Genomic DNA, 16,946 nt, shown 5'->3' with positions numbered 1-16,946 from the left:
AATGAGCATCAACAAGCTGCTGGTCGCGATGTCCCTGGCTCTGGCCCTGGCCGCCTGCTCGAAGCAGGAAGCTGCCCAGGACGCCGCTGCTTCGGCCAACGAAGCCGCCACCGAAGCCCAGGCTGCTGCCGACCAGGCCGCCGCTGCTGGCGCCCAGACCGCCGACGCTGCCCAGCAGGCCGCTGACACCGCCGCCACCGCTGCCGACGCTGCGACCGACGCTGCTGCCAACACCGCCGCTGCTGCCACCGACGCCGCTGCTGGCGAAGCCAAGGACGCCGCCAAGGCTGCCGAAGCTACCGCTGAGCAGGCCAAGGACGCTGCTGAAGAAGCCAAGAAGTAATCACTTCTTTCTTCACGCTGTTCCGGAAAAGCCGCTGGTTCGCCAGCGGCTTTTTCTTTGCGCCCGTGGATCGCGACTGAGCGCGCTCCGCGACCCCGTCTTCACAACGGCATGAATAGGCTGGCGTCCCCATCCATTGCAGTACCGGAGACCGCCATGAAGATTCGTCCGATCACCACCACCCTGCTGGCCGGCTCCCTGCTGCTGGCCCTGGCCGCCTGCAAGGGCCCGGAGGCCGAACAGGCCAAGCAGGACGCGCAGCAGGCCGCCGACAGCGCTGGCGTCGCTGCCCGCGATGCCGTCGACCGGGCCGCTGCCGCAACCCGCGACGCCGCCGACAAGACCGCTGCTGCTTCCGAGCAGGCCGCCGCCGATACCCAGCAGGCGCTGGACAAGGCCGCCGACGCCACCGCCAATGCCGCTGACCAGGCCAAGGTCGCCGCCACCGACGCGGCCGCGCACGCCAGCGACGCCACTGCCGACGCCGCGCAGAAGGTCGCCGACAAGGCGCGCGATGTCGCCAATGACGCCAAGGCCAACGCCGCCAAGGAAGAAGCCAAGCACTGAGCCTTGCCGGCAGCCGAGCACCGGCTCGGCGCTACAGGAAAAGCCGCGGCATGGCCGCGGCTTTACTGCTTTTCGCTCTCCGCTCTTTCTGTTGATTCCGTGGTGGACGGCACGGAAACCGTCCAAGGCCGCGCGGGTAGGTTGCGCAGGGGCGTAAGCGCCATGGATGGCGCGCCCGAGCCTACAAGGACGTATTCACGGCGCCCCCTGCGCGACCTACCCGCGCGGCCCATCCATCAGTATCAGCGCCCACCACGAGGGGCACCGCCGTTGGCCATTGCCTACGGCAGCGCGCGCGCCAGCATCGCGGTCAGCTCCAGGCCCGCCGGCAGCGTCCCGAATGCCAGCCCGTGCTCTCCTTCCAGCCGGCTGCGCACGAACGCCTCGGCGATCGGGCTGCGCGCACGCAGCAGCAGCGCTGCCTGCAACAACAGCGCAGTGCGCTCGCAGAACAGCCGCGCCTGTGATTCCTCCGGTGCCGGTGCCGCTGCCCAGCGCTGCAATGCCGCTGCGTAGCGCGCATCACGGTCGGCCACCGCCGCCAGCTCGCCGCGCAATGCCGCCATCGCGTCCGGTTCACGGGCCAATGCACGCAGCACATCCAGACACTGGATGTTGCCGCTGCCTTCCCAGATCGAATTCAACGGTGCCTGCCGGTACAGGCGCGGCAGCATCGACTCCTCCACATAGCCCGCGCCGCCCAGGCATTCCTGCGCTTCATTGACGAAGGCCGGCGCACGCTTGCACAGCCAGTACTTGCCCAGTGCCGTCCCCAACCGTGCCATCGCGGCTTCATTGGCATCCACACCGGCACGATCCACCGCGCGTGCGATGCGGATCGCCAACACCGTGGCCGCTTCCGACTCCATTGCCAGATCAGCCAGCACGTTGGTCATCAACGGGTGCTCGACCAGCAGCTTGCCAAAGGTGCGGCGATGCCGTGCGTGATGCAGCGCCTGCGCCAGCGCCATGCGCATCTCCGCTGCGGCGCCCAGCATGCAGTCCAGGCGGGTCATCATCACCATGCCGATGATGGTGGCCACGCCGCGGCCCTCTTCACCCACCCGCCACGCCTGCGCGCCGCAGAACTCGACCTCGCTGGAGGCATTGGCCCAATCCCCAAGCTTGTCCTTCAACCGCATCAGGCGGAACGCATTGCGGTCACCGTCTGCCAGGCGGCGCGGCAACAGCAGGCAGGTCAGTCCTCCCGGCGCCTGCGCCAGCACCAGGAAGCCGTCGCACATCGGCGCGGAAAAGAACCACTTGTGGCCGACCAGGCGATAGCGCTCGCCATCGATCGGTTCGGCGCGGGTACTGTTGGCACGTACATCCGAGCCGCCCTGCTTCTCGGTCATGCCCATGCCCAGGGTGATGCCGGCCTTGTCCGCCACCGGCACGTCGCGCGGGTCATAGACCGGCGCTGCGGCCTTGCGTGCCCACTCGGCCAGGTGCGGCTGCGTGCGCAGCACCGCTACTGCTGCATGGGTCATCGTCAATGGGCAACTGGTGCCCGCCTCGGCCTGGTGATGCAGGTAGCTCAACACCGCACGTGCCACGTGCGCGCCGGGCTGCGGCTCATGCCAGGACAAGCCTGCGACCCCGTGCGATTTGGCCGTGTCCATCAACTGGTGATAGGCCGGATGGAACTCCACCGTGTCGATGCGATGGCCCTGCGCATCATGCGTGCGCAGGCGTGGCCGATCGCGGTTGGCATCGAAGCCGACCCGGTACAGCTCATCACCCGCCAGCGCGCCATACACCGCCAATCGTGGCGCGAAGCTGCCAGCGCCTTCGCGCTGAACGGCTTCCATCAGCGCCGCGTCGTCGGTCCACAACTGCCGCCCCGCGAACGGCGGCGGCTGGTTCAGTACCACATGGGTTTCGTAGGGCGCGTTGCTGCTGAAGCTCGGTCCACTCATCCGGTCCATCCTGGCGGCAAGAAGTGTGCGGCCCGATTGTGCCGCATGACCTGCCAAGCCCGTGTTCAGGCCGGTTCTCACCCCGTGCACGAGCCGCAGGCCACAGTGATGGCATGGCAAGCAATGACGATCTGGTGGTGTTGCGACCGGAGGGGCTGTACTGCGCTGCGGGCGACTTCCACATCGATCCCTGGCGGCCGGTGCCGCGCGCGGTCATCACCCATGGCCACGGTGACCATGCTCGCCCGGGCATGGGCGAATACCACTGCAGCGACGGCAGCCTGCCGATCCTGCGTTGGCGCCTGGGCGACGTGCCGGTGCAGGCGCATGCCGAGGGCACCCCGTTCCGCCTGGGCCGGGTGCAGGTATCACTGCATCCAGCCGGCCACGTGCTGGGGTCCTCGCAGGTGCGCATCGACGACGGGCGGCAGGTCTGGGTGGCCTCCGGCGACTACAAGCGCCAGCCAGACCCGACCTGCGCGCCGTTCGAAGTGGTGCCCTGCGATACGTTCATCACCGAGGCAACCTTCGCCCTGCCGATCTACCGCTGGCCGGACACGCCGGCAGTCGCTGCGGAGATCGTGGCGTGGCGCCGCGAATGCGAACAGCGCGGCGAGGCGGCGATCCTGCTGTGCTATGCACTGGGCAAGGCACAACGGGTGCTGGCCGAGCTGCGGCCGCTGGATGATCGCCCGGCCTGGCTGCATGGCGCCATCGCCAATGGCGTAGCGGTGTACCGGCAGGCCGGCGTACCGATGCTGGAGACGCTCACCGTGGCCGAACAGGGCCGTCAACCCGATGCCGCCGGCCAGTTGATCCTCGCCCCGCCCTCGGCTGCGGGCACGCCCTGGATGCGCCGCTTCGGGCGCCACCAGCTGGGCTTCGCCTCGGGCTGGATGCAATTGCGCGGTAACCGGCGCCGACGCAACGTCGATCGTGGCTTCGTCATTTCCGATCACGCCGATTGGCCAGCACTGCTGACGACGATCGAACAGACCGGCGCGCAGCGGGTGATCGCCACCCATGGCAATACCGATGCGCTGATTCCCTACCTGCGTGAGCGCGGCGTGGCTGCCGAAGCCTTCCGTACCGGTTTCGGGAGCGAGGAATGAAAGCCTTCGCAGCGCTCTACCAACGCCTGGACCGCAGCACTGCCACGCTGGACAAGCGAGCGGCACTGGTCGATTACTTCGGCCAGGCAGGCGCGCACGATGCGGCGTGGGCGCTGTACCTCCTCAGTGGTGGCAAGGTGGGCGGCGCACGCCGGAAGATCGCCGCCAGTGGCGAACTGCGCGCCTGGATCGCCGAGGAATCAGGGTTGCCACCGTGGCTGGTGGACGACAGCTATGCGCAGGTCGGTGACCTGGCCGAAACGCTGACCCTGCTGCTGGACGACCCACCAAACCCCTCGCCTGACCGCCCCCTGGCCGAATGGATCGAACAGCACCTGCTGGCGGTGGCCAACCAACCCGAGGCGGTGCGCCGTGCGGCGGTCGTCGCCGGCTGGCGGCAGCTGTGCAGCAGCGAACGCCTGGTGTTCAACAAGCTGCTGACCGGAGCCCTGCGCGTTGGCGTCTCGCAACGGCTGGTGCAGCAGGCGCTGGCCGAGTGGTCCGGCCTGGATATTGCCCGCATCGCCCAGCGCATGCTGGGCGAGTGGGTGCCCTCGCCCGGGCTGCTGGCCCAGCTGCTGTCGCCGGATGAGCTGCCGCTCGACCGGCAGCAGCCCTACCCCTTTTTCCTCGCCTCGCCACTGGAGGGCAGCCCTGCCGAACGACTCGGTGCGATCGACGACTGGCTGCTGGAATGGAAGTGGGATGGCATCCGCGTGCAGCTGCTGCGCCGGCGCGGCGAGGTCGCCTTGTGGTCACGTGGCGAAGAGCGGCTGGATGGTCGCTTCCCCGAAATCGAACAGGCGGCGATGGCGCTTCCCGATGGCTGCGTGCTGGATGGCGAGCTGCTGGCCTGGGACGAAGCCGCGGACCTGCCACGTGCCTTCACCGCGCTGCAGACCCGCATCCAGCGCCGCAAACCCGGCGCGGCCACCCTGCGCAACACGCCGGTGCGCGTGCTCGCCTACGACCTGCTGGAACTCGATGGCGCGGACCTGCGCGAACTTCCATTGCAGCAACGGCGCGCGCGGCTCACCGAGGTCGTCGGTGCACTGGGCGATGCGCGCATCCAGCTGTCGCCCGACGTTGCCGCCGGCGACTGGCCGAAGGCCGCGGCGATGCGCGATGTGGCGCGCGAACGCGGTGTGGAGGGGTTGATGCTGAAGCGGCGCACGTCCTCCTACCAAGCGGGGCGACGACGCGGCGACTGGTGGAAATGGAAGGTCGATCCACTCACGATAGACGCGGTGCTGCTGTACGCACAGGCCGGGCACGGCCGACGCAGCACGCTGTACACCGACTACACCTTTGGCGTGTGGGACGGCGACACGCTGGTGCCGGTGGCCAAGGCGTATTCCGGCCTGGACGACAAGGAGATCCTCGCGCTCGACCGCTGGATCCGCGCCAACACCCGCGAGCGCTTCGGGCCGGTGCGCAGCGTACGCGCCGAACAGGTGTTCGAGCTGGGCTTTGAAGCAGTCAACCGCAGCAGCCGGCACAAGTCCGGCATCGCCGTGCGCTTCCCGCGCATCCTGCGCTGGCGCCACGACAAGCCCGCCAGCGAGGCCGATCAGCTGGCCAGCCTGAAGGCGCTGGCGCGATGACCCGCAGCCAGGCGCTGCGCCGGCTGGAAGACTGGTTTGCGTCCAGAGGCTGGCGCTCACTGCCGTTCCAGCGCGCAATGTGGCGCCACTACCTGGCGGGCGAATCCGGGTTGCTGCATACGCCCACGGGCAGCGGCAAGACACTGGCGATGTTCGGCGGGCCCCTGCTGCAGGCCATGATCGATCCGCCGCCCTTGCCCCGTCGGGCCAGCGCGGTGCGCCCACTGCAGGTGCTGTGGGTGACGCCCTTGCGCGCGTTGGCCAGTGATACCGCACGCGCACTGCAGGACGTGGTCGATGGGCTGGGGCTGGGATGGCGTGTCGGCCTGCGTAGTGGCGACGCCAGCAACCGCGAACGACGACAGGCGCGCGAGGGCCGCGTCGACGTACTGGTGACCACGCCCGAATCGCTGGCGCTGTTGTTGAGCTATCCCGACACGCTGCCGCGCATGCGCCAGCTGCGCTGCGTGGTGGTGGATGAATGGCACGAACTGCTGGGCAACAAGCGCGGCGTCCTGCTGCAGTTGAACCTGGCGGTGTTGCGCGATGCCAGGCCGGCATTGCAGCTGTGGGGTCTGTCGGCCACGCTGGGCAATCTGCAGGAGGCGCGCGACGTGCTGCTGCCCGGTCAACCGGAAGCACCGATCGTGCAGGGCGTACGGCCGCGCACACTCAGCGTGCGCAGCCTGCTGCCAGGCCCCGGCGAACGCTTCCCATGGGCGGGGCATCTGGGCCTGGCACAGCTGCCACGCGTGCTGGAGGCGCTGATGCAGGCACGCAGCAGCCTGCTGTTCACCAACACCCGTGCACAGGCAGAACTGTGGCATCAGGCGCTGGCCGCGGTGTGGCCGGAGGAACTGGACACGCTTGCGCTGCACCACGGCTCGCTGGATCCGGCCCTGCGCCAGCAGGTGGAAGACGGACTGCGCGCGGGCGCGCTGCGCTGCGTGGTTGCCACTTCCAGCCTTGACCTCGGCGTGGACTTCCCCGAAGTAGAACAGGTCCTGCAGCTGGGCAGCCCGAAGGGCGTGGCGCGCCTGCGCCAGCGCGCCGGACGCGCACGCCACCGCCCGGGTGCCAGCGGCGCCATCCTGTGCGTGCCCAGCCATGCGCTGGAACTGGCCGAGTACGCTGCGGTGCGCCGTGCATTGGCTGAAGGCGTGGTCGAAGCGCGCAGGCCGCCGACGCTGTCGCTGGATGTGCTGGCCCAGCACGCGGTCAGCCGTGCGCTGGCGGGCGGCTTCGACAGCACTGCGCTGCTGGAACAGGTCCGGCGTACCCATGCCTTCGCGTCGCTCGGCAACGACCAATGGCAGGCCGTGCTCACGTTCATCGTGCAGGGCGGGCAGGCCTTGGCCCAGTACCCCGATTTCCACAAGGTCGTGCGTGATGCCGATGGGTGGTACCGCATGCATGACCGCCGCCAGGCGCTGCGTCATCGGCTTTCGATCGGCACCATCAGCAGCGATGGCAGCGTGCGCGTGCAGTTCCTGCGCGGCGGCAGCCTGGGCGCCGTGGAGGAGCAGTTCGCCAGCCGGCTGCGACGTGGCGATCGTTTCCAGTTCGCCGGGCGCCTGCTGGAGCTGGTGCAGCTGCGCGACATGACCGCCTTCGTGCGGTTGGCACGAGGGCGCGGAGACGGCGTCGTGCCACGCTGGCAGGGAGGCCAGTTGCCGCTGTCGATGCCACTCGGTCGCGAGCTGGAGTGGGTACTGTCCGGCGCCGACAACAGTGCCGAATCACGCTGGCTGTCGCCCTTGCTGGCACTGCAGCAACAGTTGTCGGCGCTTCCCGGCCCGGACCACCTGCTGGTGGAACAGGTGCGGCGTCGCGAAGGCCAGTTCCTGTTCGTCTATCCCTTTGCCGGCCGCCACGTGCATGAGGCGCTGGCCGCCCTGCTGGCCTTGCGCTGTACCCGCCTGCAGCGCAACAGCATCGGCTACGCGGTGAACGACCATGGCCTGGTGCTGGCACCGGCCCAGGCGATCGATCTGGACGCAGCGCAATGGCGAGCATTGTTCACCCCCGATCAGCTGCTGGATGATCTGCGTGCCGCAGTGAACCTGGGCGAGCTGGCGCGGCGCCAGTTCCGCGGCATCGCACGTGTGGCCGGCCTGCTGGTGCCCAGCCTGCCCGGTGGCATGCCGCGATCGCTGCGGCAGTTGCAGGCGTCGGCGGGCCTGCTCTTCGATGTACTGCGCGAGCACGATCCGGGCCATCTGCTGCTGGCGTTGGCCGAACGCGAAGTGCTGCACGACAGCCTTGACCTGCCGGGCTTGCGGCAGGTACTGGCAAGGATCGGCACGCAGGCGCTGTCGGTGCAATGCCCGGCGTCGCTGACGCCCCTGGGCTTCCCGCTGTGGGCCGAACGCCTGCGTGGGCAGTTCAGCAACGAGGACTGGCGTACCCGCGTGCAACGCGCGGCCAAGCAGCTGGAGCGCCGCCATGGCCGATGAACTGCTGCTGCTGCGCGCGGGCGAATCGCTTGTGCTGCTTGGCGAGCGCGCGCTGTACTGGCCCACACGGCAGGCGCTGTTGATCGCCGACCTGCACTTGGGCAAGGCCGACGTATTCCGCCGTGCCGGCATCGCGCTCCCCAGTGGTGGCACCGGGGAAGACCTCAATCGCCTGCAGGCGCTGCTGGACAGGTATGCATGCCGCGAGCTGTGGATCCTGGGCGACATCCTGCATGGACCGGCGCATCGCGCCGCGTGGTACCAGCAATGGTTGGCGTGGCGCGAACGCAACGCGGCGCTGGACGTGCATGTCCTGCGCGGAAATCACGACCGCCACCTGCCGCACGCCCAGCTACTGGTACAGATCCACGATGAAGCACACCTGCATCCGTTCATGCTTCGCCATGAGCCAGTGGCCGATGCAGGACGGCATGTGATCGCTGGGCATCTGCATCCGCAGGTCGCCCTGCCGCCGTTGCGTCGGCGCTTCCCCGTATTCTGGCTGCGTGACGGGATGACGGTCCTGCCGGCCTTCTCTGCGTTCACTTCGGGAATCGTGCCTGTTCCCGCTCCCGGCGAGCAGAGGGTGGCCTGCGTCGAGGGCAGCCTGGTCGAACTGCCCGTGACGTGAATCAGGCGGGGCGGATCTCCAGCTGCGGCATCAACTGGAACTCGGGCGTATCCCCTTCACGCCGCCGCGGCAAGGCCTGGATCCTCGCCAGCATTTCCTGCGCGCAGGCGCGGATGCGTGCATGGTGTTCCGGCGACGCGTGGCTGATCAGGCTGCCCACATGGAATTCAAACACGTCCTCCAGTACGTCGGGCTGGTCCTCGTGCAGCATCTGCAGCAGACCACGCAGCTTGCAGATTTCCGATTCCAGCTCCTCGACCGCGAACAACATGGCGTCCTCCTCTTCAACAACAGGCGGCGCGTCCGGGCCGCAACAGGCCGCAACGGCAGCGCCGCCCGGGCCACGCGCGATGTCGATCACGGAAAGGAAAACGGGCGACGCGCAATCGCGTGCAACCCACTTCTCGCATATCTGTAGTGACGCAGCCGTTAATTCACGTGACGACGCGCCTCACGCACTGGCCGTGATCGCGTTGCTGGGAGGCATTGCCATCGACGTGCCCAGTTCGTTGACGAATGCCGGGTCCAGTTGGAGCGAGCCAAGCCAGCCATGCTGCGTGCCACTGAGTATGCGCAGCATATGCCCACGGCCACCGGGCAGGCGCCCCATCGGGCCAAGCAGCACATCACGCGCTTTCGCCCAAGCGTCGCGGTCGGACTGGAACAGTGGCGTCAGCCAGCGGCTCCAGCGCTGGTACACGGCCACATGTGCGCGCCGCTGCGCTTGGTAGGCCTGCAATGCCGCCGCACTGCCGCCATGGCTGCGCACGGCATCGCGCAGTGCCAGCGCATCGAGCAACGCCATGTTCACACCCTGCCCCAGCTGTGGGCTCATCGCATGCGCCGCATCACCGGCCAGCACCATGCGGCCTTGGTGCCAACGTGTCATCACCGCATCACGGTAAACGGCGCGCGCCATCTGGCCGGCATCGCGCAGATGGGCGAAGCGCGCACTGGCCTGCGGCCACAGCGCATGCAGTTCATCCAGCCAGGGCGCCATACCTTCGGCCTGCCACCGATCGAAATCGGCGCGTGGCAGGCTCCAGAAGAAGCTCAGGCGCGGCATGTCATCACCGGGGCGGGTACCGACCGGCAGCAGCCCGATCATCTTGCGCGCGGCCACGTAGCGCTGGCGCAGCTCGCTCATGTGCGGCCAGTCCTCGGCCGGCAGCAGGCACCACAGCGCGCCCCACGGGTAAACCCTGTCCAGCGCGATGCCCCGCTCGACGCCGCCGCGCAGCGTTGAAGCTGCACCATCGGCAGCCACCACAAGGTCGAACGGTCCGTGCTGGCGCCCCTCGCTGTCGCGCAAACGCCCCTGTGCGGCGTCGACGGAAACGATGGTGGTGCCGACATGCAGCTGGCCGGCGCCATCGCGGGCCTGGTCCAGCAGCGAAAACAGCGCCCCGCGCTGCATGCCCAGCCCATGCAGGCGTGCATCCAGCCCGGCATAGGCCATGTCCATCACCGCGCGCTCGCACGGCGTGTCGCCATACAGGCGATGCACCGGCGCGGCATGTGCACGCACGGAATCAAGCAGGCCCATCTGCCACAGTACCTGCAGGCCGCTGGGCTGCAGCAGGAAGCCGGCGCCAACCGGTCCCGGCGTGGGCACGCGTTCGAAGATCTCCACCTCGTGGCCGTCACGGGTGAGCAGGATGGACACTGCCTGTCCAGCGGTGCCGTAGCCGATCACGGCGATGCGCAGTCGTTCCTTCATGGGCGCATTGTGCCCGAGGTGGGTGGATCGCGAACGGGCCGCGAGCATGCCGCGCAAAAAAAACCCCGCCGGAGCGGGGTTTTCAACGCACTGTCGAGTGGATCACTCGGCCGGCGTGATGTTCGAAGCCTGGGCACCCTTCGGGCCCTGGGTCACGTCATAGGTGACACGCTGGCCTTCCTGCAGGCTGCGGAAGCCCTTGGAGTTGATGGCGGAGAAGTGCGCGAACACGTCGGCGCTGCCATCCTCCGGCGAGATGAAGCCAAATCCCTTGGCGTCGTTGAACCACTTGACGGTACCGTTCGGCATGGTGATGCGAGACCTTATGCAATGAATGGGTGGTGTACGCTGAACCCGCGCACAAGCTGAGTATGCAAAGCTTGCTCGGCGAAGACAATCACCCCCGTGCCAATTCACCTACCAGTTCCGGAAGTCCGTTGCTGGCGGCCTGCACGTTGGCAAGTACTTCAGCCATCGTGATCTCTTCACCATCGCCACAGCCGGCAGCCCAGTTGGCGATGATCGCCAGGCAGGCGTAATCCAGCCCCAGCTCCCGTGCCAGTGCGGCTTCCGGCATCCCGGTCATGCCCACCAGATCGCAGCCGTCGCGGCGCATGCGGGCGATCTCGGCGATGGTTTCCAGGCGCGGGCCCTGCGTTGCGCCGTAGCAGCCGCCGTCATGGACCGTGACACCGGTCACTGTCGCAGCGGCCAGGATCTTGCTGCGCAGCATCGGCGTATAGGGGTGGCCGAAATCGACGTGGACCACGTCGGTGCCTTCTTCTTCACAGATCGTGCTGATGCGGCCCCAGGTGTAGTCGATGATCTGATCCGGGCAGGCCAGCACGCGCGGACCAAAGTGTTCGGTGATGCCTCCCACCGTGTTCAACGCCAGCACGCGCTGCGCGCCCAGTTGCTGCAGTGCGGCCAGGTTGGCGCGGTAGTTGATCTTGTGCGGCGGCAGCGAATGGCCCTCGCCATGCCGCGCCAGGAACGCCACGCGGTGTCCAAGCAGCGTACCGACGCGTACCGGGCCGGACGGGCGGCCGAAGCGGGTGTCGACCTCGTGGGTCTGCACGTCGTCAAGCTTGGCCAGGTTGTAGACACCGGTACCGCCGATCACGGCCAGGGCGATCTGTTGCATTCAAAGCACTCCATGAAAAGACCAACGCCGGCACCCGAGGATGCCGGCGGCAGAAGAAGACGCACCGCGGGCGGCTGCGCCGTTATTCCTTCATCGCGTAGATGGCCGGCACGCAGCGCAGGGTTTCATTGACGTCCATGCCGAAGCCGAACACGTAGCGGTCCGGCAGTTCGATGCCGGCGTAGTCGGCGGTCACGTCCGGCAGCGCGCGGTCGTGCTTCTTCACCGTCATCGCGGCGATGCGCACGTCGGTCGCGCCCTGTTCCAGGCACCAGGTGCGCACGCCCTGCAGGGTGTAGCCCTCGTCCAGGATGTCGTCGACCAGCAGCACGCGGCGGCCGAACAGCGAGGTCGCCGGCTTGTGCTTCCAGACCAGGTCGCCGCCGGTGGTTTCGCCGCGGTAACGGGTGGCGTGCAGGTAATCGAACTGCACGTCCTGGCCGCGCGCGCCCAGCTCCAGCGCCAGCTGGCCGGCGAACGGCAGCGCGCCGTGCATGATTGACAGGAACAGCGGCACCTCGCCCTTGTAATCGCGCGCGATGGCGTCGGCGATACCAGCGATGGCCTTGTCGATGGTGGGGCGGTCGACCAGCAGGTCAGCCTGGGCCAGGGCCTGGGAAATGGTGAGGTTGGGCATCAGACGGTTCTTCCAAGGGTTTCAATCAGACGGGATTGGGTGTGGCCATGGCGGGCATCGGCCAGCAGGCCATCCCAGCCAAGCGCGCCGCGGCCGAGCAGGCCCAGCAGCGCAGCAGTATTGAGGGAGCGCCCCTGCACCGCGTGCAGGGCTTCATCAACCAGCTCCGGGTGGCAGACCAGCACCACGTCGCAGCCGGCGTCCAGGTGTGCGTGCACGCGCGCGGGCACGCCACCGGCACTGTGCGAGGCGGCCATGCCGATGTCATCGGAGAACACCACGCCGCGGAAGCCGAGCTCGCCACGCAGGATGTCCTGGATCCAGCGCGGCGAATAGCCAGCCGGTTCAGGCGCAATCTGCGGGTAGATCACGTGCGCCATCATCACCGCGTCGGCACCGGCGGCGATGCCGGCCTGGAATGGCACCAGGTCCTGCGCGCGCAGCTCGTCCAGCGCGCGCGGGTCGATCGCGGTATCCACGTGGGTGTCTTCCAGCACGGTGCCGTGGCCGGGGAAATGCTTGAGCGTGGCGGCCATGCCGACCGCATGCATGCCACGCACATAGGCTGCGGTGAACGCCGCAACCACCTGCGGGTCTTCGCTGAAGGCGCGGTTGCCGATGGCGCGGTTGCCGCGGCCAAGATCGACCACCGGCGCGAAGCTGAGGTCCAGCCCGCTGGCGCGGACTTCACTGGCCATCAGCCAGGCGTGCTGCTCGGCCAGCGACAGGGCCTGCTGCGGGTCGGTGGCGTACAGGGCACCGATGTCCTGCAGTGGCGGCAGATCACTGTAACCTTCGCGGAAGCGCTGTACGCGGCCGCCTTCCTGGTCCACGCAGATCAGCTGCGGGCGCGGCGCAGCGGCGCGGATCGCCGCGCTCAGATCGGTTACCTGCTGGCGCGAGGCGAAGTTGCGCTTGAACAGCACCACCCCGGCCACGGCATCGTGCTGCAGCCAGTCACGTTCCTGGGTGGTCAGTTCGGTGCCGGCAACGCCGATCAGCAGCATGGTTGATCTCCACAACGCGCGCCCGCATGGCGCAGTGCCGCATTGTCGCAGAACCGGCCGACAGGCGCAGTGGTCAAGGGGAAAAGGGAAATGCGGGGGCTCTGCCCCGGTCTGCTCAGACCCTGCAGCCGTCCGGGCCGCAGGCCTCGTCGTCGCCAGCCGGGGCGGCCGGGGGCCCCTGTTCGGCCGCGATCTGGCGCAGCGCGTTGGCAAAGCCTTCTGGCGGCTGCGCCCCGGAGATCGCCCACTTCCCGTCGATGACAAAGGTCGGCACGGAGGAAATGCCCAGCGCATGGGCTTGGCCGAGCTTGGCCTCGACCTCGGCCAAGCCACGGTCCGAGGCCAGCATCTGCGCGATTTCGCCACCGTCCAGGCCGCCAGCCACGCCGGCCTTCACCAGTACAGCGTTGTCGGCCAGGTTCTGGCCATGTTCGAAGTGGGCGCGGAACAGCGCCTCGCTGACCGCATCCTGCACGCCGTGCTCGCCGGCCAGCCACAGCACTCGGTGCGCCGGCAGCGTGGTCACCCGCACCTGGCCCTGGTTGAAATCCATCGGCAGCCCCTCCGCGCGTGCGGTGGTCTGGGTCTGGCCGAGGATCTGCTCGGTGCGCTCGACGCCCCCGAACTTGCGCGCATAGGCCTCGCGCAGCGGCAGCGGGGTGTCGTCCGCATCCGGGTCCAGCTGGAACGGCTGCCAGTGGATATCAAGATCAGGCGCGTGCTCGCCCAGCAACTGCACGCCCTGCTGGAAACGATGCTTGCCGATCCAGCACCAGGGGCAGACCACGTCGGAATAGATGTCGATTCTCATCCCCACCACATGGGGCCCCCCTTCCTCGATAAAAGGGGACGGAGGGGATTAAGTCGCTTTCTGCACAGGCGGGGTAAAGACGACTTAATCCCCTCCGTCCCCCTTTTTGGGGTTCACCACTCTGAATACGGGCGGCTGGCCAGGGCAACGTTGTAGTAACGGGCGTCATCGGTCACTTCGGCACCGACCCAGTCCGGCAGGTCGATGGCTTGGTCGGCGCTTTCCAGCTCGACTTCAGCCACCACCAGGCCGGCGTTGTCACCGAGGAACTCATCCACTTCCCAGGTCAGGCCGGCGTGTTCGACCAGATGGCGGCGCTTGTCGATCAGGCCGCCGACGCACAGCGCCAGCAGTGCGCGCGCGTCCTCCACCGGGATCGGGTAGTCGAACTCCTGGCGGGTATGGCCGAGGGTGCGCGACTTCAGGTTCAGCGCGGCGTGGTCGCCTTCGATGCGCACGCGCACCGAGGCGTTCTGGGTGCCGCGGTCGAGCGCGCCCATGTCGTTGATGTAGCCCTGCGCCATCGGGATCACCCGATGCGCGGCGGTGCGCCAGCCATCGCTGCTGACCAGGAATTTGCGTTCGATTTCGATGCCCATGGCGCAATTATGCGCCACGGGTGATGACACCTGCTCAGCGCTTCTCGAATACTGCGATGCTTTCCACGTGCGCGGTGTGCGGGAACATGTCCATGGCACCGGCGCTGACCAGGGTGAAGCCCTGTTCGTTGACCAGATAGCCGGCATCGCGTGCCAGCGAGCCCGGGTGGCAGCTCACGTAGACAATGCGCTTGAACTGCTTCAGCGGCAGCTGCTGCAGCACTTCGATCGCGCCCGAGCGCGGCGGATCCAGCAGCAGCTTGTCGAAGCCCTGGCGCATCCACGCCGTGCTGCGCTGGTCCTGGGTCAGGTCGGCGCTGAAGAACTGGGCGTTGGCCAGGCCATTGCGCTCAGCATTCTCACGGGCGCGCGCGACGAGGCCGGCATCGCCTTCCACGCCAACGACCTCGCGCACGCGGCGGGCCAGCGGCAGAGTGAAATTGCCCAGGCCGCAGAACAGGTCCAGCACGCGCTCGTCCTCACCCGGCTCCAGCAGATCCAGGGCATGGGCGATCATCTTTTCGTTGAGCTTGGCGTTGACCTGGATGAAGTCCAGCGGGCGGAATGCCAGTTCCACATCCCAGGGCGCCAGCCGGAACGACAGGGGCACACCCTGCCCGTCCAGCGGCTGCACGGTGTCCACGCCACCGGACTGCAGGTAGATCACGAAGCCATGCTGCTGGCCGAAGGCAGCCCAGGCCGCACGGTCCGCATCGCTGAGTGGCTGCAGGTGGCGCACGGTCAGGACCACGGCCTGGTCGCCGGCGATGAACTCAATCTGCGGGATATCGCGCTTGCCATCGAGCGATTCGATGAAGGTGGACAGCGCCTCGACCTTGGTGCCGATCTCCGGGATCACGGTCAGGCACTGGCTGAGGTCGGCGACGAAACGCGGGTCCTGTTCACGGAAGCCGACCAGGGTCTTGTCCTTCTTCTCGACCCGGCGCACGGAGAAGCGGCCCTTGCGACGGTAACCCCAGCTGTCGCCGACCAGCGGCGCAAGCACGGTGCCCGGCTTCACATGGCCGATCCGCTCCAGGTTGTCCATCAGCACGCGCTGCTTGGCGACGATCTGCTGGTCTTCGTCCAGGTGCTGCAGCACGCAGCCGGCGCAGGTGCCGAAATGCGGGCACTTCGGGGTCACGCGCTGCGGCGAGGCCTGCAGAACTTCCAGAGTGCGCGCTTCGTCGAAATGGCGGCTGCGGGCCGTCTGTTCGGCCGTCACCACCTCACCCGGCAGGGCACCGCTGACGAAGGTGACCTTGCCGCCCTCGCCTTCACGGCGGGCGACGCCGCGACCATCATGGCTGAGGTCGAGGATTTCGGTCTGGAACGGGGTACGGTCGATGCGGGAGCGGGATCGGGCCACGTGGCAACAGGCTGCGGGCAAAAATGGGGGCGTATTGTCGCAGATCCTGACCGGCAGGGTCCGGACCCGCTTGCGCCCGCCGCCGCCGTGCTTGATGATTGCAGCAGCTGACATGGAGGCAGCCCTGATGCAGATGACCCCGCGGGCCAGCCGGCCCCGCTTCCTGCTTGTCGAGGACGACATCATCAGCCGCGGTTTTTTCAAGGCGGCGTTGGAAACGTTACCGGCGGATGTGGACACCGCAGATTCGCTGGCCAGCGCTTTGGCCAGCGCCGAACCCGGCGCGCACGACCTGTGGCTGATCGACGTCAACCTGCCGGACGGCAATGGCGCGCAGCTGCTGCGCGAACTGCGCCGTTCACATCCCGACACCCCGGCGTTGGCACATACCGCTGACGGTGACACGTCCATCCATGCCCGCCTGCGCGAAGCTGGCTTCAGCGACACCCTGGTCAAGCCGCTGGGCCGCGACCAGTTGCTGAAGGCGGTGCGCCGCGCACTGGTGAACAGCCCGGCGGGGATCTCCGTTGCCCCGGCCCCGGCAGCGGTCGAGCTGCAGGTGCAGGACTGGGACGAGACAGCGGCACTGGCCGCGCTCAATGGCCAGCGCAACCACTTGATCGCCCTGCGCGAACTGTTCCTGGCCGAGCTGCCGGGGGTGCGTGACGCGGTCGAGCAGGCGGTGGACCAGCATGATGAGCGTCAGCTGCGCAGCCAGTTGCACCGGTTGCAGGCGAGCTGTGGGTTCGTGGGCGCGGCACGCTTGGCCCGGGCGGTGCGCCAGCTGCATCATGCGCCGGAGTCCGGGCAGGCCCAGGATGGGTTCCGCGCGGCGGTGGCGGCCCTGCTGCATTGAGGGTTGGTCGGCAGGGCTGCGCCCTGCACCTGCAGAGGCTTCAAGCCAAGGCAACAGCAACAGCAACAGCTGGCATTCCGTGGGGTGGCGGGGCGGTGTCGGAGTGCGGGGACGCCGTAAACCCGTCCATGGGGGCTTGGCAGCCGCATCCATGCGGCTGACACCCCGCAC

Annotated in this window: 17 protein-coding genes; 7 read left to right on the top strand and 10 right to left on the bottom strand. The window is 68.0% G+C overall.

Annotation, left to right across the window (positions count from 1 at the left end; translation table 11 throughout):
• Position 1: 1 nt before the first annotated feature.
• Together AC5P65_RS05800 and AC5P65_RS05795 are read left to right on the top strand one after the other, a co-directional pair.
• Complete coding sequence (locus tag AC5P65_RS05800) at positions 2-343, top strand: hypothetical protein (protein ID WP_019662150.1); 342 nt, start codon at positions 2-4, stop codon at positions 341-343.
• Between the two features lie 156 nt (positions 344-499).
• The gene (locus tag AC5P65_RS05795) at positions 500-910 is read left to right on the top strand and encodes a hypothetical protein (protein WP_019662151.1); all 411 of its coding nucleotides are present in this window, start codon (positions 500-502) and stop codon (positions 908-910) included.
• 281 nt (positions 911-1,191) lie between these two features.
• On the opposite strand, the gene AC5P65_RS05790 is transcribed toward AC5P65_RS05795, so the two are convergent.
• Complete coding sequence (locus AC5P65_RS05790; RefSeq protein WP_180832170.1) at positions 1,192-2,829, bottom strand: acyl-CoA dehydrogenase family protein; 1,638 nt, start codon at positions 2,827-2,829, stop codon at positions 1,192-1,194.
• 113 nt (positions 2,830-2,942) lie between these two features.
• Between AC5P65_RS05790 and AC5P65_RS05785 the strand changes: the two genes are divergently transcribed.
• Genes AC5P65_RS05785 through pdeM form a run of 4 tightly spaced genes read left to right on the top strand, consistent with a single transcriptional unit; the run spans position 2,943 to position 8,632 of the window.
• The gene (locus AC5P65_RS05785; RefSeq protein WP_111098037.1) at positions 2,943-3,941 is read left to right on the top strand and encodes a ligase-associated DNA damage response exonuclease; all 999 of its coding nucleotides are present in this window, start codon (positions 2,943-2,945) and stop codon (positions 3,939-3,941) included.
• Positions 3,938-5,545 carry an ATP-dependent DNA ligase gene (locus AC5P65_RS05780; RefSeq protein WP_111103081.1) on the top strand — a complete coding sequence of 536 codons (1,608 nt, stop codon included), beginning with the start codon at positions 3,938-3,940 and terminating at the stop codon, positions 5,543-5,545. The genes AC5P65_RS05785 and AC5P65_RS05780 overlap by 4 nt, the downstream gene beginning before the upstream one ends.
• Complete coding sequence (locus AC5P65_RS05775; RefSeq protein WP_111098038.1) at positions 5,542-8,001, top strand: ligase-associated DNA damage response DEXH box helicase; 2,460 nt, start codon at positions 5,542-5,544, stop codon at positions 7,999-8,001. Before AC5P65_RS05780 ends, AC5P65_RS05775 begins: the two co-directional genes overlap by 4 nt.
• Positions 7,991-8,632, top strand: coding sequence for a ligase-associated DNA damage response endonuclease PdeM (pdeM, locus tag AC5P65_RS05770; protein WP_111098039.1), 642 nt, complete (start codon positions 7,991-7,993; stop codon positions 8,630-8,632). The genes AC5P65_RS05775 and pdeM overlap by 11 nt, the downstream gene beginning before the upstream one ends.
• Before the next feature lies 1 nt (position 8,633).
• Here the strand turns inward: pdeM and AC5P65_RS05765 are convergent, their stop codons facing one another.
• From AC5P65_RS05765 to rlmD, 9 genes are all read right to left on the bottom strand, one after another.
• Positions 8,634-8,903 (bottom strand): hypothetical protein, encoded by a 270-nt coding sequence (locus AC5P65_RS05765; protein WP_019662157.1) that lies wholly within the window; start codon positions 8,901-8,903, stop codon positions 8,634-8,636.
• 180 nt (positions 8,904-9,083) lie between these two features.
• Positions 9,084-10,352, bottom strand: a complete 1,269-nt coding sequence (locus tag AC5P65_RS05760) for an FAD-dependent oxidoreductase (RefSeq protein WP_111098040.1) — start codon at positions 10,350-10,352, stop codon at positions 9,084-9,086.
• Between the two features lie 102 nt (positions 10,353-10,454).
• Positions 10,455-10,661 (bottom strand): cold-shock protein, encoded by a 207-nt coding sequence (locus AC5P65_RS05755; RefSeq protein WP_005410590.1) that lies wholly within the window; start codon positions 10,659-10,661, stop codon positions 10,455-10,457.
• Between the two features lie 88 nt (positions 10,662-10,749).
• On the bottom strand, positions 10,750-11,496 hold the full coding sequence (locus tag AC5P65_RS05750) for an S-methyl-5'-thioinosine phosphorylase (protein WP_111098041.1): 747 nt from the start codon (positions 11,494-11,496) through the stop codon (positions 10,750-10,752).
• Between the two features lie 82 nt (positions 11,497-11,578).
• Positions 11,579-12,133 (bottom strand): hypoxanthine-guanine phosphoribosyltransferase, encoded by a 555-nt coding sequence (locus AC5P65_RS05745; RefSeq protein ID WP_005410592.1) that lies wholly within the window; start codon positions 12,131-12,133, stop codon positions 11,579-11,581.
• On the bottom strand, positions 12,133-13,140 hold the full coding sequence (gene nagZ / locus AC5P65_RS05740; protein WP_019662160.1) for a beta-N-acetylhexosaminidase: 1,008 nt from the start codon (positions 13,138-13,140) through the stop codon (positions 12,133-12,135). Before nagZ ends, AC5P65_RS05745 begins: the two co-directional genes overlap by 1 nt.
• 115 nt (positions 13,141-13,255) lie before the next feature.
• Positions 13,256-13,951, bottom strand: coding sequence for a DsbA family oxidoreductase (locus AC5P65_RS05735; protein WP_111098042.1), 696 nt, complete (start codon positions 13,949-13,951; stop codon positions 13,256-13,258).
• A gap of 113 nt (positions 13,952-14,064) precedes the next feature.
• Positions 14,065-14,550 (bottom strand): CYTH domain-containing protein, encoded by a 486-nt coding sequence (locus AC5P65_RS05730; RefSeq protein ID WP_031270571.1) that lies wholly within the window; start codon positions 14,548-14,550, stop codon positions 14,065-14,067.
• Between the two features lie 34 nt (positions 14,551-14,584).
• Positions 14,585-15,919 (bottom strand): 23S rRNA (uracil(1939)-C(5))-methyltransferase RlmD, encoded by a 1,335-nt coding sequence (gene rlmD, locus AC5P65_RS05725; protein WP_031270572.1) that lies wholly within the window; start codon positions 15,917-15,919, stop codon positions 14,585-14,587.
• Between the two features lie 127 nt (positions 15,920-16,046).
• On the opposite strand from rlmD, the gene AC5P65_RS05720 reads away from it, so the two are divergent.
• The gene (locus AC5P65_RS05720) at positions 16,047-16,775 is read left to right on the top strand and encodes a response regulator (protein WP_031270573.1); all 729 of its coding nucleotides are present in this window, start codon (positions 16,047-16,049) and stop codon (positions 16,773-16,775) included.
• Positions 16,776-16,946 lie beyond the last annotated feature (171 nt).

The organism is Stenotrophomonas sp. YJH_SMC_48-3 (assembly GCF_059369375.1).
The sequence above is the reverse complement of the archived record's forward strand: the minus strand, read 5'-3'. Positions and strand labels throughout refer to the sequence as shown.